General features: G+C 76.3%; 16 protein-coding genes. 3 read left to right on the top strand and 13 right to left on the bottom strand.

Features of this window, described 5'->3' with window-relative positions; translation table 11 throughout:
• Positions 1-14: 14 nt before the first annotated feature.
• Complete coding sequence (locus tag ACFC0B_RS26225) at positions 15-719, top strand: DUF6629 family protein (protein WP_376090486.1); 705 nt, start codon at positions 15-17, stop codon at positions 717-719.
• Here ACFC0B_RS26225 and ACFC0B_RS26220 read toward each other — a convergent pair.
• The 4 genes from ACFC0B_RS26220 to ACFC0B_RS26205 all read right to left on the bottom strand — a co-directional run bounded on the left by ACFC0B_RS26220 (position 716) and on the right by ACFC0B_RS26205 (position 4,341).
• Complete coding sequence (locus ACFC0B_RS26220) at positions 716-1,210, bottom strand: DUF6882 domain-containing protein (RefSeq protein ID WP_376090483.1); 495 nt, start codon at positions 1,208-1,210, stop codon at positions 716-718. The two genes, ACFC0B_RS26225 and ACFC0B_RS26220, sit on opposite strands and share 4 nt — an antisense overlap.
• A 109-nt stretch (positions 1,211-1,319) precedes the next feature.
• Positions 1,320-2,702 carry an MFS transporter gene (locus ACFC0B_RS26215; protein WP_376090480.1) on the bottom strand — a complete coding sequence of 461 codons (1,383 nt, stop codon included), beginning with the start codon at positions 2,700-2,702 and terminating at the stop codon, positions 1,320-1,322.
• Entirely contained in the window at positions 2,699-3,331 is a 633-nt protein-coding gene (locus ACFC0B_RS26210) for an ArsR/SmtB family transcription factor (protein ID WP_376090477.1), read from the bottom strand. The genes ACFC0B_RS26215 and ACFC0B_RS26210 overlap by 4 nt, the downstream gene beginning before the upstream one ends.
• A 137-nt stretch (positions 3,332-3,468) precedes the next feature.
• Complete coding sequence (locus ACFC0B_RS26205) at positions 3,469-4,341, bottom strand: hypothetical protein (protein WP_376090474.1); 873 nt, start codon at positions 4,339-4,341, stop codon at positions 3,469-3,471.
• Positions 4,342-4,722: 381 nt separating this feature from the next.
• Here ACFC0B_RS26205 and polX point away from each other — a divergent pair, with 381 nt between their 5' ends.
• Entirely contained in the window at positions 4,723-6,453 is a 1,731-nt protein-coding gene (polX, locus tag ACFC0B_RS26200; RefSeq protein ID WP_376090471.1) for a DNA polymerase/3'-5' exonuclease PolX, read from the top strand.
• Between the two features lie 279 nt (positions 6,454-6,732).
• On the opposite strand, the gene ACFC0B_RS26195 is transcribed toward polX, so the two are convergent.
• The 3 genes from ACFC0B_RS26195 to ACFC0B_RS26185 form a co-directional block, all read right to left on the bottom strand.
• Complete coding sequence (locus ACFC0B_RS26195; RefSeq protein WP_376090468.1) at positions 6,733-7,416, bottom strand: response regulator; 684 nt, start codon at positions 7,414-7,416, stop codon at positions 6,733-6,735.
• Positions 7,417-7,454: 38 nt separating this feature from the next.
• Entirely contained in the window at positions 7,455-7,943 is a 489-nt protein-coding gene (locus ACFC0B_RS26190; protein WP_376090465.1) for a hypothetical protein, read from the bottom strand.
• A gap of 92 nt (positions 7,944-8,035) precedes the next feature.
• The gene (locus ACFC0B_RS26185; protein ID WP_376090462.1) at positions 8,036-9,310 is read right to left on the bottom strand and encodes a sensor histidine kinase; all 1,275 of its coding nucleotides are present in this window, start codon (positions 9,308-9,310) and stop codon (positions 8,036-8,038) included.
• Between the two features lie 212 nt (positions 9,311-9,522).
• Here ACFC0B_RS26185 and ACFC0B_RS26180 point away from each other — a divergent pair, with 212 nt between their 5' ends.
• Positions 9,523-10,266: a (2Fe-2S)-binding protein gene (locus ACFC0B_RS26180; RefSeq protein WP_376090459.1), complete on the top strand. Its 744-nt coding sequence runs from the start codon at positions 9,523-9,525 to the stop codon at positions 10,264-10,266.
• Between the two features lie 83 nt (positions 10,267-10,349).
• On the opposite strand, the gene ACFC0B_RS26175 is transcribed toward ACFC0B_RS26180, so the two are convergent.
• The 6 genes from ACFC0B_RS26175 to ACFC0B_RS26150 form a co-directional block, all read right to left on the bottom strand.
• Positions 10,350-11,330 (bottom strand): SMP-30/gluconolactonase/LRE family protein, encoded by a 981-nt coding sequence (locus ACFC0B_RS26175; RefSeq protein WP_376090456.1) that lies wholly within the window; start codon positions 11,328-11,330, stop codon positions 10,350-10,352.
• A gap of 237 nt (positions 11,331-11,567) precedes the next feature.
• Entirely contained in the window at positions 11,568-12,662 is a 1,095-nt protein-coding gene (locus ACFC0B_RS26170; RefSeq protein WP_376090453.1) for a hypothetical protein, read from the bottom strand.
• Positions 12,663-12,813: 151 nt separating this feature from the next.
• Complete coding sequence (locus ACFC0B_RS26165; RefSeq protein ID WP_376090450.1) at positions 12,814-14,412, bottom strand: alpha-amylase family glycosyl hydrolase; 1,599 nt, start codon at positions 14,410-14,412, stop codon at positions 12,814-12,816.
• Between the two features lie 312 nt (positions 14,413-14,724).
• Positions 14,725-15,378 (bottom strand): bifunctional 4-hydroxy-2-oxoglutarate aldolase/2-dehydro-3-deoxy-phosphogluconate aldolase, encoded by a 654-nt coding sequence (locus ACFC0B_RS26160; RefSeq protein ID WP_376090448.1) that lies wholly within the window; start codon positions 15,376-15,378, stop codon positions 14,725-14,727.
• A gap of 154 nt (positions 15,379-15,532) precedes the next feature.
• Positions 15,533-17,224, bottom strand: a complete 1,692-nt coding sequence (locus tag ACFC0B_RS26155) for an amidohydrolase family protein (RefSeq protein WP_376090445.1) — start codon at positions 17,222-17,224, stop codon at positions 15,533-15,535.
• On the bottom strand, positions 17,224-18,531 hold the full coding sequence (locus tag ACFC0B_RS26150) for an amino acid deaminase (protein ID WP_376090442.1): 1,308 nt from the start codon (positions 18,529-18,531) through the stop codon (positions 17,224-17,226). Before ACFC0B_RS26150 ends, ACFC0B_RS26155 begins: the two co-directional genes overlap by 1 nt.
• Positions 18,532-18,535 lie beyond the last annotated feature (4 nt).

Here is an 18,535-nt window from a genome sequence, read left to right as displayed (position 1 = left end):
CCGCAGGAGCCCCCATGTGCTGGAGTGCCCGGGCGGACCTCGTCGTCGGCGGCGCGGTGACGGCCGTGGGCGTGCTCGGCCTGGTCCGCGCCCACCGGGCCGGCCGACCGGAACGCCTTCCGCTGGCCGCACTCCCGCTCGTGCTCGGCGTGCACCAGCTGATCGAGGCCGCGGTCTGGCTCGGAGCGGACGGCGACCTGCCCGCCGCCCCGGCGGCCTGGGCCCGCACCGCCTGGGCGGTGATCGCCCTACCGCTGCTCCCCCTCCTGGTACCGCTCGGCGTGCGCTGCGCGGCCCTCGGCGCGAGCCCGTCCCGGCGGCGGCTGCTCACGGCCCTGGTCCTCCTCGGCCTCCTGGTGGCCGTGCCGCTGGCCCACGCCGTCGCGACCCACCCGGTCGACGTCACCGCCCACGCCCACACCCTCGACTACCGCATCGGCGTACCGCACCCCGCCTTCCTGCTGGCCGGCTACCTCCTCGCCACCGTCGGCGCCCTGCTCGTCAGCGGCGACCGCCGACTGCGCCGCCTCGGCCTGCTCATCTGCGTCGGCGCGCTGGTCTGCGCCCTCCTCTGGCGGTTGGCGTTCATCTCCACCTGGTGCGCCCTCGCCGCGCTGGCCTCCGTCCTCCTCCTCCGCTGGACGTCCTCGCCCGGCCCCGCACACCCGCACCGGCCGCCACCGTCACCGCCGCCACCACCGTCACCGCGGCCCGGTTAACGGCCGGCGGCCACGGTGGTGAGCACGAGGTCGTGGACCAGGAAGTGGAGTTCCATGTCGTCCGTCGACTCCGCCCACAGGCCCTCGGCGTCGAGCACGGATGCCGCGACCATCCGGGCCTCGGCCACGAGTTCCGGGTGGTGGGCGAAGCCCGGCCACGGCAGGACGGGGTGGTCGTTCTCCTCGCCGAACCGCCGGACACGTTCGATGTCGCCCAGGACGGCAGCCGGCAGCGAGTCGTTCGCCCAGGACCACAGCCACGACCGCCGGGCGCGGCTGACGCTGCCGATCATCGTGAGGCGGCCGGTGAGGAACACCTCCCCGTCGCGCGACCACGTGATCCGAGCGTCGTCCATCGACCACTCGTACTGCACGTCACCCGACAGTCCGAAGCGTTCGACCATGAGGGCCTGCCGCGTGCGGGCACGCTCGCGGGCTGCGTGCACGACCTTCTCCCAAGCGGCGTGGTCGTGCTTCGAGCGGTCGTTCACCGTGTCTCCTCGCGTGGAACTGTCGGCAGGATCCTTTCATCCGACTCCTCGGTGCAGGGGTGCCGGGCCGCCCCACTCCGTCCCCGCTCACCACCGCCTCCGGACTCCGTCACTCCGCCGTCGGCGCTCCCACCGACAGGTGTGCCGGGTCGGGTGCCGTCCTCTCCGGTTCGCTGCTCGCGGCGGCGGCCGCCGGGGCGTGGCCGCGTTCACGGTCCATCTGCCGCCACTCCGGTCGCAGGCCGGACAGGGTGGTGGTGACGAGATACAGACCGCCGCACGTGAGCAGCACCGGTATCAGCCCCGACAGCGCCACCGCGACGCCGGCCAGCAGGCCGCCCAGCGGGATGCCGGCCCAGGCGAGCGAGTCGCCCAGGGCGTTGACCCGGCCCAGCAGGTGGCGCGGCACCCGCTCCAAGAGGACGGCGCCGAGGATCGGGTTGAGGAATCCGGAACCGAAGCCGCTCAGCACGAACACGGTGACCACCACGCTCATCGGCGCGCCCAGCGCCAGGACGACGAACCTCGGGGCTCCGGCGAGCAGGAAGCCGGCGAAGAAGACCGTGCGGCGCGGAAGCCGGTGGGCGACCGCCGCCGCGATCAGGCTGCCGGCCACCGCCGCGACCCCCCAGACCGTCCCGGTCAGGCCGATCGCGGCCGGGCCGCCGCCCGACTCCCGGGCCCAGACCGGGACCAGCACGGTGATGAAGGCCGCGTCCAGGAGGTTGGTCACCGCGATCATCACGGTGACCGTCAGCAGCAGGGGTTCACGCCGGAGGAACGCGAAGCCCTCCCGGAACAGCTGCCAGTAGCCGGCGGGCCGGCCCTCGTCCTCGACGGCGGTCGGGGGCGCCGCTGCGCGGCCCGTTCCGCGCGGCAGGGCGACGGCGATGACCAGCGAGCCGAGCGCGAAGGCGATCGCGTTGACCGTCAGACCCGCCATCGGACCGAGCAGGGCGACCAGTCCGCCGCCGACCGCCGGGCCGATCGTGGTCGCCAGCCGCTCCGTGACACCGGCCAGACCGGTGGCCCGTTCCAGCGGGATCCGGCCCCGGTCGGCCGCCTCGGGGACCATGACCTCCTTGGCGAGGTCCCCCGGGCCGCGGGCCCCGCCGATCACCGCGACCATCACCAGCAGCAGCCAGAACGGCAGCAGTCCCAGCGCGTGCAGCAGCGGCACGAGGCCGGCCGCGACGGCGCTCAGCGCGTCCGTGGTCCAGGAGACGACCCGCGGCCCGAGCCGGTCGACCACCGGACCGGTGAAGGCCTTCACCAGCACGTAGGGCGCCAGTTCGACGAAGGCGACCACGCCGGTCATCGTGGCGCTGCCGGTGGTGGCGAGCACGAACCACGGCAGGGCGATGGCCGACACCCGGGTACCGGTCAGTGAGATGGCCATCGCCGCCAGCACGCCGGCCATCGGCCGCAGGCTGCGCGGCGGCGCCGCGGCCGGGGCGGTGGCCGGCGCGGTGGCCGGGGCCCGCGCCGTCATGGCCGCGCCTCGGGCTCGTCGGCGGCCGCGCCGCCCTGCGGCTCGGGCAGCACGTGGACGACCACGGCCACCCGGTCCGTCCCCTCCGGGGCGGGTTCCCCCGGGGCGATCCGGCGGTAGCGGGCTATCACCGCCGAGAGGTCCCCCGCCAGCGCCCTGGCCTCCTCCGGGGTCAGCTGGAGCACCATGTCGCTGAGGTCCAGCGCGTGCCGCCACTCGACCGGCATCGTCTCGTACGCGTTGAGCGCCGTCTGCGCGGTCAGGGTGTGGGCGGCCACGATCGAGCGCAGGTAGCCGAGCGCCGCCTCAGGCTCCTGTTCCGAGAGGTCGCTGTCCGTCCACCACGTCACCTGGTGGACGGCCTTCCACCAGCGGTCGCGGGCGTTGCCGCGCTCGGTGTCCTCGGCGACGAAGCCCGCGGCGGCCAGCTGACGGAGGTGGTAGCTGGTCGCGCCGGAGTTCAGCCCCAGCTGCTCGGCCAGCCTGGTGGCCGTGGACGGCCCGTTCTTGCGGAGCAGCCCGATCAGCTGCACGCGCACGGGGTGGGCCAGGGCCCGCAGGCCCTTGGCGTCGATCACGACATCGGTCTGCGGGTCCGGACTGTGCGGCCACCGGCGGTCATCGGTCATGGCAGCACCATAGGACCGCAAAGGACTCTTCGCAAAGGGTTTTTGCGAAGAACTCTTTGCGGATTCGAACGGGCCCGGCCTCCGCCGCCCGCAGGAGCGGGCCGGCGGGCCCCGGCGGGCCCCGCCGGGTGCCGCCGTCAGTCCCGCGCGACGGCCAGCGCCACCACCACCGTGAGCCCGCCGCCCGGCGTCTGCTCCATCGACAGCCGGCCCCCGGCCGCCCGCACCAGACCCGGCAGCGACGGCTCGGCCCGCCCGCCCCCGCCTCCGTCCTCCGGCCCGCCCGCCCCGGCGTCACGCGCCCCGGCGCCGGACCCGCCGCCGAGCAGCCACTGCCGTGCCTCCGGCGGCTCCGACGTGCCCCGGTCCACCACCCGGAGCTCGACCCGGGCCGGCTCCACCTCCCGGGGATCCGGCCCGCCGAAGACCTCGGCGAAGTCCGTCCCGCCCGAACCGTCCCACCCGCCCGAACCTCCCCGGCCGCCGGGCCGGCCGCCCGGCCCCGGCAGCGGATCGGCGCGGACCAGCACCCGGGCGCCCGGCGGATTGCGGCGGATCGCGTGGTCCACCAGCGCGGCCAGCGCCGCCTCCAGCCGCACCGAGTCCGCGACCACCACCGGCAGCCCCACCGGCACCCGCACGGTCACCGCCGCCGCCCGGCCGCCGCCCCGCAGCACCCGCGCCACCAGCTCGGCCGGCTGCACGTGCCGCGCGTCCGGCACGCAGCCGCCGGCCCGGTCCGTCCAGCGCAGCCGCTCCAGCTCCGGCCGCGACAACGGCTGCGGCCCGGCCATGCCGCCGGTCCCGGCCCGCCCCTGACGCCGGGCGCCCGCCGCTCCGGCCACCCCGCCGAGCACCCCGGCGCGCCCGCCCGGTTCCTGCCGCCCGCCCCCGCCGACGCCCCTGACCAGCCGCGCGCCCGCCAGCGCCCCGGACCGTCCGAGCGGGCCGAGCCCGCCCAGCGCCCGGGCACCCGACGCGACGTAGCCCCAGAGCTTCCCGCCTGCCATCGTCCTGCCCCTCGTCCCGCGCGAACCGGCCCGCCGCCTCCACGACGGCCCGGTGCGGGCCGCTTTCCCCGGCCCTGCGCCAAGACTGCGCCCCCGCCGCCCGGGTGACAATCCGGCCCTCGGGCCCCGGGAGGCACTGCCACCCCTCCGACCAGCGGGGCCGTCACCCGTCGACCGGCGGGAGCACCGCACCGGCGCGCGCCGTCCGCCGTGCGCCCCCCGAACCCGCCTCGCCCCCGCCCCGAACCCGCCCTGAATCCGCCTCAAGCCGCCTCAAGGCCGCCCCGAACCGCCTCGCCCCCGCCCCCCGCCGCCCGCGCGGCCGCCGCCCCCGCCCCCGACGCCCGGGCCGGACCCGCGCCGCGACCCTAGACTGACCCCATGGCCCGGCTCAACGACAAGGTCAGGGAGCTGCTGCAGGAGTACGCCGACCTGATCTCGATCACCGGTGGCGACGCCTTCCGTGCCCGCGCCTACGAGAAGGCCGCCCGGGCGGTCGGCGGCCATCCCGACGACATCGACGGGATGGACGCCAAGGCGCTCCAGCAGATCCCCGGCGTCGGGAAGTCCACCGCCGAGAAGATCGCCGAGTACCTCGCCGACGGGCGGATCGAGGCGCTGGAGACGCTCCGGGCCGCGATCCCGGCCGGGGTCCGCGCCATGGTGTCCGTGCCCGGCGTCGGGCCCAAACGCGCCCTCGCCCTCTACCGCGACCTCGGCATCGCCTCCGTCGACGAGCTCGCCGAGGCGATCCGGGCCGACCGGCTGAGCGAGGTCCCCGGCCTGGGCGAGCGCAGCGGCGAGAAGATCCTGCACGGCATCGAGCTGATGCGGCAGTCCGGCGGCCGGACCCTGCTGGACGCCGCCACCGCGCTGGCCGACCAGCTCGTCGCGGCGCTGAGCGCCGTGCCGGGGTGCACCCGGTGCGCGTACGCGGGCTCGCTGCGCCGGATGCGCGAGACGGTCGGCGACATCGACGTGCTGGCCACCGCCGAGGACTCGGCGCCGCTGATGGCGGCGCTCACCGGGCTCCCCTTCGTGGCCGAGGTGATCGGCACCGGGCCGACCAAGACCTCGGTGCGCACCGCGGAGGGCGTCCAGGTGGACCTCCGGGTGGTCCCCGAGGAGGACTGGGGCGCGGCACTGGTCTACTTCACCGGCTCGAAGGCGCACAACATCAAGCTCCGGACGATGGCGGTCCGGGCCGGGCTGAAGCTCTCCGAGTACGGGCTGTTCGAGGCCGAGGGCGGCGAGAAGGTCGTCTCGGCGAGCGAGGAGGAGGTGTACGCGGCGCTCGGCCTGCCGTGGATCGCGCCGCCGCTGCGCGAGGACCGGGGGGAGATCGAGGCCGCCCTGCGCGGCGAGCTGCCGGAGCTGGTGACCGAGGCGGACCTCCGCGGCGACCTGCACACCCACACCGACCTGACCGACGGGCTGGCCAGTCTGGAGGAGATGATCGACACCGCGGCCGCCCGCGGCTACGCCTACTTCGCGGTCACCGACCACGCCCCCGACCTGGTGATGCAGCGGATGACCGACGAGAAGATGCTCGCCCAGCGCGAGCGGCTGCGCGAACTGGCCGGGCGCCACCGGCGGATGCGCCTGCTGCACGGCACCGAGCTGAACATCGGACCGGACGGCACCGTGGACTGGCCGGCCGCGTTCCTGGCCGGGTTCGACGTCTGCGTGGCGTCCGTCCACTCGCACTTCGGCGCGGACCGGGACGCCCAGACCCGCCGGCTGATCCGGGCCTGCGAGAACCCGTACGTCCACGTCATCGGCCATCTGACCACCCGGCGGATCGGCCGGCGCGGGCCGATCGACGTCGACCTGGACGCCGTCTTCGCGGCCGCCGCCCGGACCGGCACCGCCATCGAGATCAACAGCTCGCCCCAGCGCCTCGACCTGCGGGACGAGGACGTGCTGCGGGCCAAGCGCCACGGCGTGAAGTTCTCCGTCGACAGCGACGCGCACGCGACCCCGCACCTGTCCTACCCCCGGTACGGGATCGGCACCGCGCAGCGCGCCTGGCTGACCGCCGAGGACGTGGTCAACACCTGGCCGTGGCAGCGCCTGAAGCGGTTCCTGCGCAAGGACGCGCTGCGCGACTGAAGCACCCGGACGGCAACTTCTCCCACTTCAGCCGATTTATCGGATATTTTCCGGAAACCCCCTGGTGCATCCGCCGTCCCGGGCGCATGATGGTGGTGGACCTGCGGGGTCGCAGAGGAAGTTCGACCGCAGGAGGCAGTGGCGACAGATCGAGACGGATCAAGGTCTGCCGCTGGTACCTCGGTCGACGATCGAACCATTAGGCCGGAGGACTCACAATCCGGAGGCCACCTCCACCTCGCAGGTTCCGCATGTCGTGCGGCCGGCCGCGTCACCGGCTCACCGCACGGGCGGCACCGCGTACCCCATCTCCCAGGCGTGCACCGCGATGCCGACCCGGTTCTGCACCCCCAGCTTCCGCTGGATGCTCGCCACATGGGTCTTCACCGTGCCCGGGGAGATGAACAGCTCGGCGGCGATGTCCGCGTTGGTCCGCCCGGCCGCGACCTGGCCGGCGATCTCCACCTCGCGTTCGGTCAGCGGCGCGGCCGGGGCCGAGCGGCGGTCCACCCGCCGGGGCGCGGTCACGTGCTGGAGCAGCCGCACGGTGACCGACGGGCTGATCAGGCTCTCCCCGCCCGCCGCCGCCCGGACCGCCTCGGCCAGCAGCGCCGGCCCGGACCGCTTCAGCAGGAACCCGGAGGCCCCGTGCCGCAGCGCCGGATAGACGTACTCGTCGAGGTCGAAGGTGGTCAGCACCACCACCCGGACCGGCGTCGCCGCCCCCGGGGCGGCCAGCCGCCTGGTCAGCTCCAGCCCGTCCATCCGGGGCATCCGGATGTCCACCAGCGCGACGTCCGGGCGCAGTTCCGCCGCGAGTTCGAGCGCGGCGACCCCGTCCGCCGCCTCGCCCACCACGGTGATGTCGGGCTGGGCGTCCAGGATCCGCCGCACGCTCCGGCGCACCGCCTCCTGGTCGTCGGCGATCAGCGTGCGGATGGGCTCCGGGTTCGGACTCGTCACGCACGGCAGTCTCGCACGGCACCGCGCGGCGGCCGGACTCAGGCCGCCCCGGCGCCCTTGAGGTCGGTCGCCCGGCCGTCGCGCTGCACGGCCATGTGCGCCGGGACCTCGACGCGGAACCGTGCGTCGCAGTTGGCGAAGCCTGAGCAACTCGCCTCCAGGGTGAGGGTGTCCCCTTCCAGCGTCCAGCTCGTCCGCTCCCTGCCGATCCCGTCCGCCTTGAACCAGCGGGTCACCTTGACGTCCTGACGGTCCGCCGCCACGAGGTCGGTCGGGACCTGGTGCCGCGCCACCACGTTCAGCGTGCTGCCGCTGAAGCCGAAGACCGCCGACTCGGGTTCGGCGTCCGCGGCCTTGGCACAGCCGGCGACGGCGGCCAGCAGGACGGTCGCGGCCACGGCGGCGCCCGCGGCGGGCATCCGGCCCGCGAACCTCCCCCGGGCCGTCGGGGCGTGCTCGTTGCGGCGGTTCGGAACAGCGGGTACGGCGGCCATGGCGGCTCCCCCATCGACGGGCGTCTCGGTCACGGCCACGAGCATCGCCTCCCGCCGCACCGCTGCCATCTGCCGATCGGCAGATCTTCGGCGGACGGCTTCCGCCCCCACCCCTGCCGATCGGCCTAGCGGACGGGCAGTTCACAGCCGGTCCGCCACCCCGCCGGGCGCAGCGGGCCCGCCTCCAGCGTGCCGCCGTGCGCGGCGAGCCGTTCGGCGAGCGCCACCAGCCCGGTGCCGCCGCTGCCCGGCCGGCGCCGGAGCAGCCCCCTGACGCCGGATCCGCCCGCGCCGTCGTCGCTCACCGACACGACCACGGCGGCCGCTCCGCCGCCGGACGACGACTCCGCCCCCGCCCGCACCTCCACCCGCACGACCGCCTCGGCGGCCCCCGGCGCGTGCCGCCGCACATTGGTGAGCGCCTCCAGCACCGCCGCGTACGCCGCGGCCTCCGCCTCCCCGGTGAGCAGGCCCGCGGCCTCCGGCACCGCCTCCAGCCGGGCCCGGGTCGGCCCGGTCCGGCCGAACCGGCCCACCAGCTCCGGCAGATCGGCCAGCCCGTACACCCGGGTGGCGCCCGCGGCGCCCGGAGCGCCGGCCGACGGATCCGCCCCGTCCTCGCGCGGCTCCCGCAGCGCGCCCACCATGGCGTCCATCGAGTCCAGCGCGCGCAGCCCGGCCTCCTCCAGCCGGCGCAGCAGCGCGGCCGTCTCCTCCGGCCCCTGGCCCGGCAGTTGCCCGGCCTGCGCCTCCAGCACGATGCCGGTGATCTCGTGCGCCACGAAATCGTGCAGCCCGCGCGCCACCTCCAACCGCTGCTCGCGCCGGGCCCGGGCGACCGCGCGCTCGCGCCGCGCGTCCAGCACCCGCAGGTAGAGGCCGGCGCCGACCACCGCGGCCAGCGGCAGCAGCTCGGCCAGGACGACGATCGCCGAGCCGGTCCAACTCCCCTTGGGCATCCGCACGGTGAAGCGCAGCGGCACGGCCGCCACGGCCAGGACGGCCAGCGGGCCGACCACGGCGGCCCACCGGCCCCGGGAGCGCCGGGCCGCCCGCCCCGCCAGCACCAGCAGCGCCGTCCACTCGAACGGCAGCCAGAACGCGGGCAGCCGGTAGGGGCCCGCGTAGGCGAGGTCGAGCAGCAGCGAGAGTGCCGCCACTCCCCCGGCGGCCTCCGTGAGCGTCACCCGCCGCCAGGGCCACGGCACCGCGGCCACCAGCACCGCCACCGCGGCCGCCACCGCCAGGAGCAGCGCGGCCGCGCGCTGCCCGGGGTGCGCCAGGACGACGGGCAGCAGGACGACCACCGCCGAAGCCACCCCCACCGGTCTGCGGAACCGCGCGCCCGCGAAGGAGGGGGCGCTGGAAGCGGAGGACACGGCGGCGGGCTCGTCGGGCATGCCCCGAGCCTAAGGTCCGCGGATCACCACGGCGGAGGGGTTCTGACGCATGATCGGCAGCGTCCTCGCCGACCACCACCGCCGCGTCGGGCTCGCCCCGGCGACCCGTCCCTCCCACGACACCCCGGGCCCCGCCCGGTAGCGTTCGTCCGGACCGGCCCCGGCGATCCCGCCGGCCCCGCCGCCCCGCCCGGAGAAGGAGGACCGGCCCGATGAACGACGCGCCACCCGACTACGGCCGGCTCGCCGCCGTCGGCCCGTACTTCGCCCTGGAGGCCGCCGCCGCGCCCGGCGAGGGCCCGCCGCCGGACTACCGGCCGCTGCGGGAGTTCTACGCCCCGGGCCCGGACGGCCCGTTGGCGCGCCGGGTGCGGGAGGTGGCCCGGCGGCTGGGCACCGCCGAGCCCCGGGTCGCGGCCTCCGTCCTGCACCTCGGTCTGGCCGCCCGGTTCTGCTCGGTGGGCCTGGGCGCGGCCGTGCTGCTCGGCGAGGTACCCGATCTGGGCCTCGACCGGGCCCGGGTGCGCGTCCCCGAGCAGGGTCCGATCGACCTGTGGCTGCCGTACCGGCCGGCGGCGGAGCCCGCCCCGGCCGACCGGGTCCCGCTCGCCGACCGCTTCCTGCGGACCGTCGTCGAGGGGCAGTTGGCGGACCTGGCGGCGGCCGTCCGGGCCGCGGTCCCGCTCTCCGACGGGCTGCTGCGGGGCAACACGGCCTCCGCCCTGGCGGGAGCGCTGCGCGTCCTGGACGCCCGCGCCCCCGGGACGGCCGCCCCGGCCCGTGCGCTCGTCGCCGAGGTGCTGGACCGCCCGCCGCTGGCCGGGACCGGCACCCTCACCGGGGTCCCGGGCGGCACCGCGTTCCGGCGTACCAGCTGCTGCCTGTACTACCGGGTCGGCCCGCAGGCGGGGGTCTGCGGCGACTGCTGCTTCACCCGCGCGCCGGGCCGCCGCTGAACCCCGGCTGCCGCTGGACCCGGGCCGCCGCTGAACCGGGCCGGCCGCGACGCCGGAACGCCGCGCCGCCACAACGGCCCCGGCTACCGCTCCAGCGTCGCCGCCAGCAGGTTCGGGTCGGTCAGGGTGAAGAAGGCGGCGCTCGGCACGTACACGGTGTCGCCGCCGATCGCGACCGAGGTGGGGTTGGAGAGACCGTCCGCCGCGTCGAGGACCGTGTGACGGGTGCCGTCCGCGCCGAGGTGCACGACCTCGCTGGAGGGGTTGAGCGCGGCGAGCAGGTCGTCCCCGGCGCCGACGAAGGCGAAGTCGTCGAACCCGTCGAGGCCCGTGGCGCGGACCTCCACCGGGCCGGCCGCGCCGTCCGGGCGGACCGGGATGCGCAGCAGGGAGCCGGTGTCGGTGTTGCCGACCCACACGGCGCCGCGGTGCACCTTGAGGCCATTGGCGCCGAAGGCGGTGACCCGCTTGAGCCGGGCGTCGTCGGACCAGACCTCCGGGGCGCCGCCGTCCAGCGGGACGGCCCGGACCAGGCCGAGCACCGAGTCGGCGGAGTAGAGCACGCCCGCGTGCTCGTCCAGCGCGAGGCCGTTGGGCAGGCCGTCCGCGGGGAACGCGGCGATCCGCTCGGGCTCGCCGCCCGGGCAGAGCCGCCAGAGGCCGGTGAGGTCCTCGGTACCGGTGGCGTAGGTGAAGTACAGCGTGCCGTCGTGGGCGCGGGCCAGGCCTGAGACGACGGCGGCGCCGAGCACGGGGGTCGCCGGGTGCTCGGGCGCGGGCAGGGTGGCCAGGACGGTGAGCCGGCCGTCCGGGTCGACCCGGCCGACCTGGCGGGCCAGGGAGAAGGTGAGGTCCACCGAGCCGTCGGGTTCCAGGGCGATGTTCTCGGGCTGGAGGTGCTCGGCGATGTCGAAGTGGGCGACGATCCGGGGGTCGGAGAGCGGCGGCGCCACCGCCACGGCCGGCGTGGCGGCGAGCAGCGCCAGCGCGAGAACGGCGGCCGACGCGCCGGACAGCAGGGCGGCCGGGGCCGGTCGGGCGGGGCGGCGGAACGGTCGGGGCACGGCGGTACTCCTCGGGAGGTGGCGGACGGCCGGGCTGCGGCCTCCGTCAGCAGAGCACGCCACCCCGGGCCGCCCCGGCGCCGCCGGGCAGCACCACGGTGAGGATCCCCCGGTCGGCCCCCGGCCGCAGCACCGACGACGAGGCCCGCGACCGGCTTGTCCAGGGCCGGCCGCGGACCTCCGGTCCCCACCGGTCGCCGATGCCCACGGCGCCCGGTGAAGCCTTCCGGGCCGTGGTCAGACCGCGACCGCCGACTCCTCCAGCTCCTCCTCGGAGGCCTCGGAGCCCTCGGAGCCCTCGACGTCCCGGCCCGCCGGACTCGCCCCCGCCGCCGCCCGGCCGCGCCGCTCGTACAGCGCCGCGCCGGCCACCAGCACGCCCGCGGCCACCAGCCAGAGTGCCAGCACCAGCAGGTTCCCGCCGAACCCGGCGCCGCCGTCGAAGTACAGCAGGCTGCGCGCGCCCTCCAGGAAGCCCGCGCCGGTCCAGAAGGAGTGCAGCCCGCCGAAGAACCCGTTCTGCAGGTCCGGCCGGTAGACACCGCCCGAGCTGGTGAAGTTCAGCATCACGAACAGCACCATCATGGCCAGCGTGGTCCACCGCTTGAGGAAGCCGTGCAGGCCGATGCCGATGCCGATCACCCCGGCCGCGTACAGCCAGCCCAGCGCCCAGACCCCGGCCAGGTCGTGGTCCACCACGTGGAAGACCGGCCCGGCGGTGACGATCCCGATCAGGCTCACCGCCAGCGAGACGCCGAGGCCGACCAGGACCCGGGTCCGCATGCGCAGCGCCGCGCCGGCCGCGCCGATCACGGCGACGCTGCCGTAGGAGCCGATGCTGAGCGCGACCAGCAGGAAGAACAGGCCCTGGCCGGTCGGGTCGCCCTCGCTCGGGGTCGTGAGGTCGGTGACGGCCAGCGGCAGGCCCTGCTGTCCGGCGACCCGCTGGAACACCTTCTCGGCCGCCATCGCCGAGGTGTCCGAGTTGGCCTTGGCGACCAGCAGTTCCGGGTGGCCCGGGTCCGGCAGGAACGCGCCGACCAGGTCGCGGTCGCGCAGCTGCTGCTCGGCGGTGGCGCGGTCGGGCAGTGTGGCGACGTCCAGCGCGTCGCCCGCCGCGCCCTGCACCGCGCCGGCCAGCTCCCGCGCCTGCGGCGTGGTGCCGACGACGGCGACCTTCAGGTGGTGCGGCTCGGGCTGGTGGAAGGCGCCCTGGTAGGCGAGCGCCATGCCGAGGCACATCAGCAGCGGGGTGAGCAGGTGGACCGCCAGGTGCTTGAGCGCGTGCCCCGGAGCGGGAGCTGTGGCGGCGGTCGTCCTGGGTGTGCTCATGGGGTTCGATCCGTCCTCCGGCCACCCTCGTGGCAATGGGTGGTAAATGCAACCATCTGGATGCAGTCTACAACCGCTTCGGGGGCGGACCGAAGTCCGCCCCCGGTGATCGAGGTCTCACACCCGCCGCGCGCCCGCTACCCGGGTGGCGCTACTCCAGCTCGAACACGCCGTACGAGAAGCCCTCCGCCACCAGCTCGCCCCCGGCGTCGACCCGCACGCCCTGGACGTCCAGCGGCCGCGCCCGGCCGAACCCGCGGAGCGCCACGTCCACCGGGACGGCCGCCGGCTCCCGCCGCGGGTTGACCGCCACCAGGTAGCGTCCGGCCCGGGTGTACACCAGCGGGTACCCGGCGTGCCGCACCTCCACCGCGCCCCGCGTGCCCAGGCCCGGATGCGCCCGGCGCAGGGCGATCAGCCGCCGCACGGTGTGCAGCAGCGAGGTCGGGTCGGCCCGTTGGGTGGCGACGTCCGGCCGGTGCGGGTCCGGGTCGACCGGCAGGTAGAGCCGCTCGGCGGGCGCCGTCGAGAAGCCCGCGTTCGGGCCGGGCGTCCACTGCATCGGCGTGCGCGAGCCGGCCCGGTTGTACGTCGGGCCGAGCACGCTGCCCTCGGTGTCCGGCAGGTCCGGCACGTACCGCATGCCGATCTCGTCGCCGTAGTAGACCGCCGGCAGGGTCGGCCACGTGAGCAGCAGCGCGAAGGCCGGGGCGAGCTGGTCGGCGGTGCGCGGACCGGTGGCCAGCCGGGAGAAGTCGTGGTTGGCGGTGGGCAGGGCGATGTGCCCGGCGCCCTCGGTCAGCTCGGCCGCCGCGCGCCAGGCGTCCAGGAACACCTGCGGCGTACCGCGCCCCTCGGCCTCGAAGTAGCACGGGTCCTGCTTCCAGTACTCCTCGACCGTCCCGGCGTTGTTGTTCCACAGCGAGCGCAGCGGCAGGCCGTGGTCCGCGCCGCCGAACTGGAGGAAGAAGTCGGCGTGGAAGCCGGCGGCGACGGCGGCGGCCGGGTCGCCCCACTCGGCGAACAGGGCGGCCTGCGGGTGGTCGCGGTCGAGCCAGTCGCGCAGTTCGGTCCAGAGCTTGCCGGTCTCGACGAAGCCGGGGTCGTCCTTGACCAGCGAGGACGCCATGTCGACCCGGAAGCCCGCCACGCCGAGGCCGAGCCAGTGGGCCATGATCCCGTGCAGCGCGGCGCGGTTGGCGCGCGGGCCCTCGGCGTCCACCGGCTGGCGCCAGGGCTCGTCCGGGTTCTCGCGCGCGTAGCCGAAGTTGAGCGCCGGCTGGCAGTCGAAGAAGTTCGGCCGGTACCAGCCGGCCCGGCTGCCGGGGGAGGCGACGAAGCCGTCCACCGGCCGCTCGGACCAGATGTAGCGGTGGTCGGACGGGTCCTGCGCCGAGGCCCGGAACCAGGGGTGCTGGTCGGACGTGTGGCCGGCGACCAGGTCCAGCAGGACCCGGACGCCCTTGCGCCGGGCCGCCTCGACGAGGGCGGCGAGGTCCGCGGCGGTGCCGTAGCGCGGGGCGGGGGTGGCGTAGTCGGAGACGTCGTACCCCGCGTCGCGGAACGGCGAGGCGAAGCACGGGTTCAGCCAGACCGTGTCCACGCCCAGCCAGGCGAGGTGGTCGAGGTGCTCGGTGATGCCCGCGAAGTCGCCGATGCCGTCGCCGTCGGAGTCGGCGAAGGTCTGGGGGTAGATCTGGTAGAGCACGGCGTCGTTCAGCCACGCGGGGCCGGGGCGGGTCGAGGTCATGGGTGGGATCCTCCTGCCGGGTGCCGGGGGCTACCGATTCTCGTCGAAGCGCGGCCGCCCCGACAGTCCGGCCAGGCCACTCCCGGTGACCCGCGGCGCGGTTCCCGGAAGCAGCCCCGGGCCGTTCCGCGCGCCCTCCCGAGCCCCTTCCGCTCCCCCGCGCCCCTGCCTCCCGCCCGTTCCCACCCGTTCCCACCCGGCCACCGGGACCCGCCGGGCCCCGCCGTGACCCGCGGAAGCCGCCGGAACCGGGCGGCGGCGGCCGGGCCGCCCCCGCACCCGGGACCGGCAACCGGCAACCGGCAACCGGCGCTAACGGGCCGCGCAGGCCTCGGTGAACGCCCGCGCCCGGCGGGTGACCTCGGCCCAGTCCCCGGCCGCGACCACCTCCGGCGCCACCACGTCCGTCCCGGCGCAGACCGCCAGCGCGCCGTGGGCCAGGAACTCCGCCGCGTTGCCCGCGTTGACGCCGCCGGAGGCGACCAGCGGAACGTCCGGGTACGGCCCGCGCAGGTCCTTGAAGTACCCGGGGCCGAAGGCCCGGGCCGGGAAGATCTTCACGGCGGCCGCGCCGAGGTCCACCGCCTGGGCCACCTCGGTCGCGGTGAGCGCGCCGAGGATCACCGGGACCCGGGCGGCGTGCGCGGCGTCCGCCACCTCGGGCCGCAGGCCGGGGGTGACCAGGAACGACGCACCGGCGGCGAGGCCGGCCCCGGCCTGCTCGGCGGTGAGCACCGTACCGACGCCCACCCGGTGGCCGGCCTGCGCCGCCTTTTCCAGATGGGTCGTCACATCCGGCGTGGTGAAGGTGAATTCGGTCCAGGTGATGCCGCCCTCCGCCAGCGCGGCGCAGAGCGCGGCGGCGTCCGGTATCCGCGGGGCGCGGACGACCGCGATCACCGGCTCGGCGGCGAGCGCGGCCCGCGCCTCCGCCACCACGGCCTCGGCGGGGGCCTTCCGGTTCACGGGAGCCGGGCTGCTCGCATGCACGGGGTTCGGATTCACGGGGTCGGTGTCCAATCGCTCGGATTCACAGGGCACTCTGCATTCAGGGGGGTGTCGCACGCGGGTGTCTCACCCGGGGCGTCGAGGTCGGCGGGCACACCGCCGCGCTCGGAGCTCATCCGGCCTCCGCCCCCCGCCCGGTCCGGCGCAGCGCCCGGCCGGGGCGCGCACCCGTGGCCCGGCCCCGGTCGACGACGGCGGTGCCGTTCACGTAGACGTGCTCGATGCCCGCGGCGGGCCGTCTGGGCTGCTCGAAGGTGGCGGTGTCCCGGACCCGCTCGGGGTCGAACAGGACCAGGTCGGCGTGGTACCCGGTGGCGATCCGCCCGCGCCGGTGCAGCCGCAGCCGGGCGGCCGGCCGGCCGGTCATCCGGGCGACCGCCTCCTCCAGCGTCAGGACGCCCGACTCCCGGACGTAGCGGGCCAGGTAGCGCGGGAAGGTGCCCCAGGCGCGCGGGTGCGGCCGGGCGCCGACCAGCAGCCCGTCGCTGCCGACCGTGTGCGCGCGATGGCGCATGATCGCCCGGACGTTCTCCTCGTGGCCGACGTGCTGGAGGATGGTGGTGGCCAGCCCGTCCCGGAGCAGCAGGTCGAGGAAGACCTCGGTGCCGCTGCGGCCCTGGTCGGCGGCGAGTTCGGCGACGGTCCGGCCGACCGCGTCGGCGAGTTCGGGGGCGCCGACGCCGGAGAGCTGGATGGTGGCCCAGTCGGTGACCACGCCGTGGCAGCCGTCGCTGCCCTTCTCCTCCACCTCGTAGCGGATCCGCTCGCGCGCCGCCGGGTCGCCGAGCCGCTCCAGGGTGGCCTGCGGGCCGCCCTCGGTGGCCCAACTCGGCAGCAGCGCCGCCAGGGTGGTGGAGCCGGGCAGGTAGGGGTAGCTGTCCAGGGTGAGGTCCACGCCCTCGTCGAGCGCCCGGTCGACCAGGTCCAGCAGCTCGCCGGCCCGGCCCTCGTTGACGCCGAAGTTCATGGTGGCGTGGGTGAGGTGGAGCGGGCAGCCGGACCGCCGGGCGATCTCGACCATCTCCGCGTACCCCTCCAACGCGCCCGCGCCGTACGAGCGCTGGTGCGGCGCGTGGAAGCCGCCGTACCCGGCGACCACCCGGCAGAGCTCCACCAGCTCCTCCGTCCCGGCGTACATCCCGGGGGTGTACGTCAGGCCGCTGGACATGCCGACCGCGCCCTCGGCCAGGCCCTGCGCCAGCAGCTCGCGCATCCGGTCGAGTTCGGCCCCGCTCGGGGCGCGGTTGTCCCAGCCCATGGCGAGCATCCGCAGCGAGCCGTGCGGCACCAGGTAGCAGGCGTTGACGGCGGGGCCGGTCCGGTCGAGCCGGTCCAGATAGCCGCCGACGGTCCGCCAGTCCCAGGCGAAGCCGTCCGGATCGCCGTTCCAGCCGGCGATCTGGCGGCGCAGCGCGGGCAGCGTGGTGTCGTCGACCGGCGCGTAGGAGAGGCCGTCCTGGCCGAGGACCTCGCAGGTCACGCCCTGGGTGACCTTGGCCGGGTGCTCGGGTTCGCGCAGCAGGGCGAGGTCCGAGTGGGCGTGCATGTCGATGAACCCGGGGGCCAGCACCAGCCCGTCCGCGTCCACCGTCCGGGCCGCGCCGCCCGCCGCTCCGGCGCCGGCGACCTCCACGATCAGCCCGTCGGCGATCCGGACGTCGGCCCGGTAGCGCCCGGCGCCCGTCCCGTCGACGACGGTGGCGCCCCGGAACACCGTCCCCCGGAGCACCGTCCCCCGGAGCACCGCGCCGCGGCCGCCGGCGGGCGTGCCGCCGCTCCCCGCGCCGACCGGTTCCCCGCCCATCAGAAGAACGTCCTGACCAGGCCGGTGACCTTCGGTTCGGCCGCCGAGGCGTCGTCCAGCACCGGGATCAGCGCCCACTTGTCGAAGGCGGTGCACGGGTGCGAGATCCCGAGCCGCAGCACGGCGCCGACCGGGGCGAGGTCGCCCGCGTCGCGCAGGAAGGCGTGCTGGTCGTTGAGCGCGGTGATCCGCGCCGCCGTGCCCGTCAGCGGCGCGCCGCCGCGCACGGACTGCGGCTCCGGCAGGCCCTCGTCGAAGGGCAGGTCGCGCTTGCCCGCGTCCAGCAGGGCCAGCTGCGGCTCCGGCCGGGACACCACCCGGGCCCAGCCGTGCAGCGCGGCGCGCAGTGCCCCGCCGTCGTCTCCGGCCCCGCGGGCGAGCGGTGAGATCCCCCGGTAGAAGCCGTCGTCGTGCGCGATGTACGCGCCCGAGCGCAGCACCACGAAGGCCTCCGGCAGCGCGGCCAGCTCCTCGGCCACCAGGTCGAAGTAGGCGCTGCCGCCGGCCGTCACCACCGGCGCGGCCCCGTCCGCGTACCGGCCGGCCAGCCGCCCGTGCAGCTCGGCCAGCGACCGCAGGTAGCCGCGCACGGCGGCGAGGCCGCCCTCGCTCGCGTCGTGCGCCAGGGCGCCCTCGTAGCCGCCGATGCCGGCCAGCCGGAGGGTCGGCGCGCTCCCGGCGGCGGCGGCGATCTCCACCGCCGCGTCGACGCCGCGCGCACCGGTGCGCCCGCCCGGGCCGCCGAGTTCGACCAGCACCTCGACCGGGCGCTCGGCCCCGGCCGTGCGCAGCGCCTCGTCCATCAGCCGGACGCTCTCGACGGAGTCCACCCAGCAGGCGAAGGCGAAGTCCGGGTCGGCGGCCAGCTCGCCCGCCAGCCAGCGCAGGCCCGCCGGGTCGAGCAGGGAGTTGGCGAGCAGCACCCGCCGCACACCGAAGGCCCGGGCGACCCGCAGCTGCGGCAGGTTGGCGAGGGTGATGCCGTGGCTGCCGGCGGCCAGCTGCGCCTGCCAGAGCGCGGGTGCCATGGTGGTCTTGCCGTGCGGGGCGAGCGCCACGCCGGCGTCGGCGCACCAGCGGGCCATGGTGCGCAGGTTGTGGTCGAGCGCGCCCGCGTCGAGGGTGAGCAGCGGGGTGCCGAGGTCGGCGAGGCCGGGGCCGGTGGCCAGGTACTGGCGGACGGTCAGCCCCGCGGCGGCCGGGGGCAGCGCTTTGAACCGCCAGTCGAGCACCTCCTCGGCCAGCGCCGCCACCGCTCGGGTGTCGAGGCCGGGGCCGGTGCCGCTGCTTGCGAAGGTCTGGTCCACCGTC

The sequence above is a fragment of the Kitasatospora sp. NPDC056184 genome (assembly GCF_042268405.1).
Classification (GTDB): domain Bacteria; phylum Actinomycetota; class Actinomycetes; order Streptomycetales; family Streptomycetaceae; genus Kitasatospora.
Note: the sequence above shows the minus strand (reverse complement) of the source record. Positions and strands in the feature narration are given on the sequence as shown.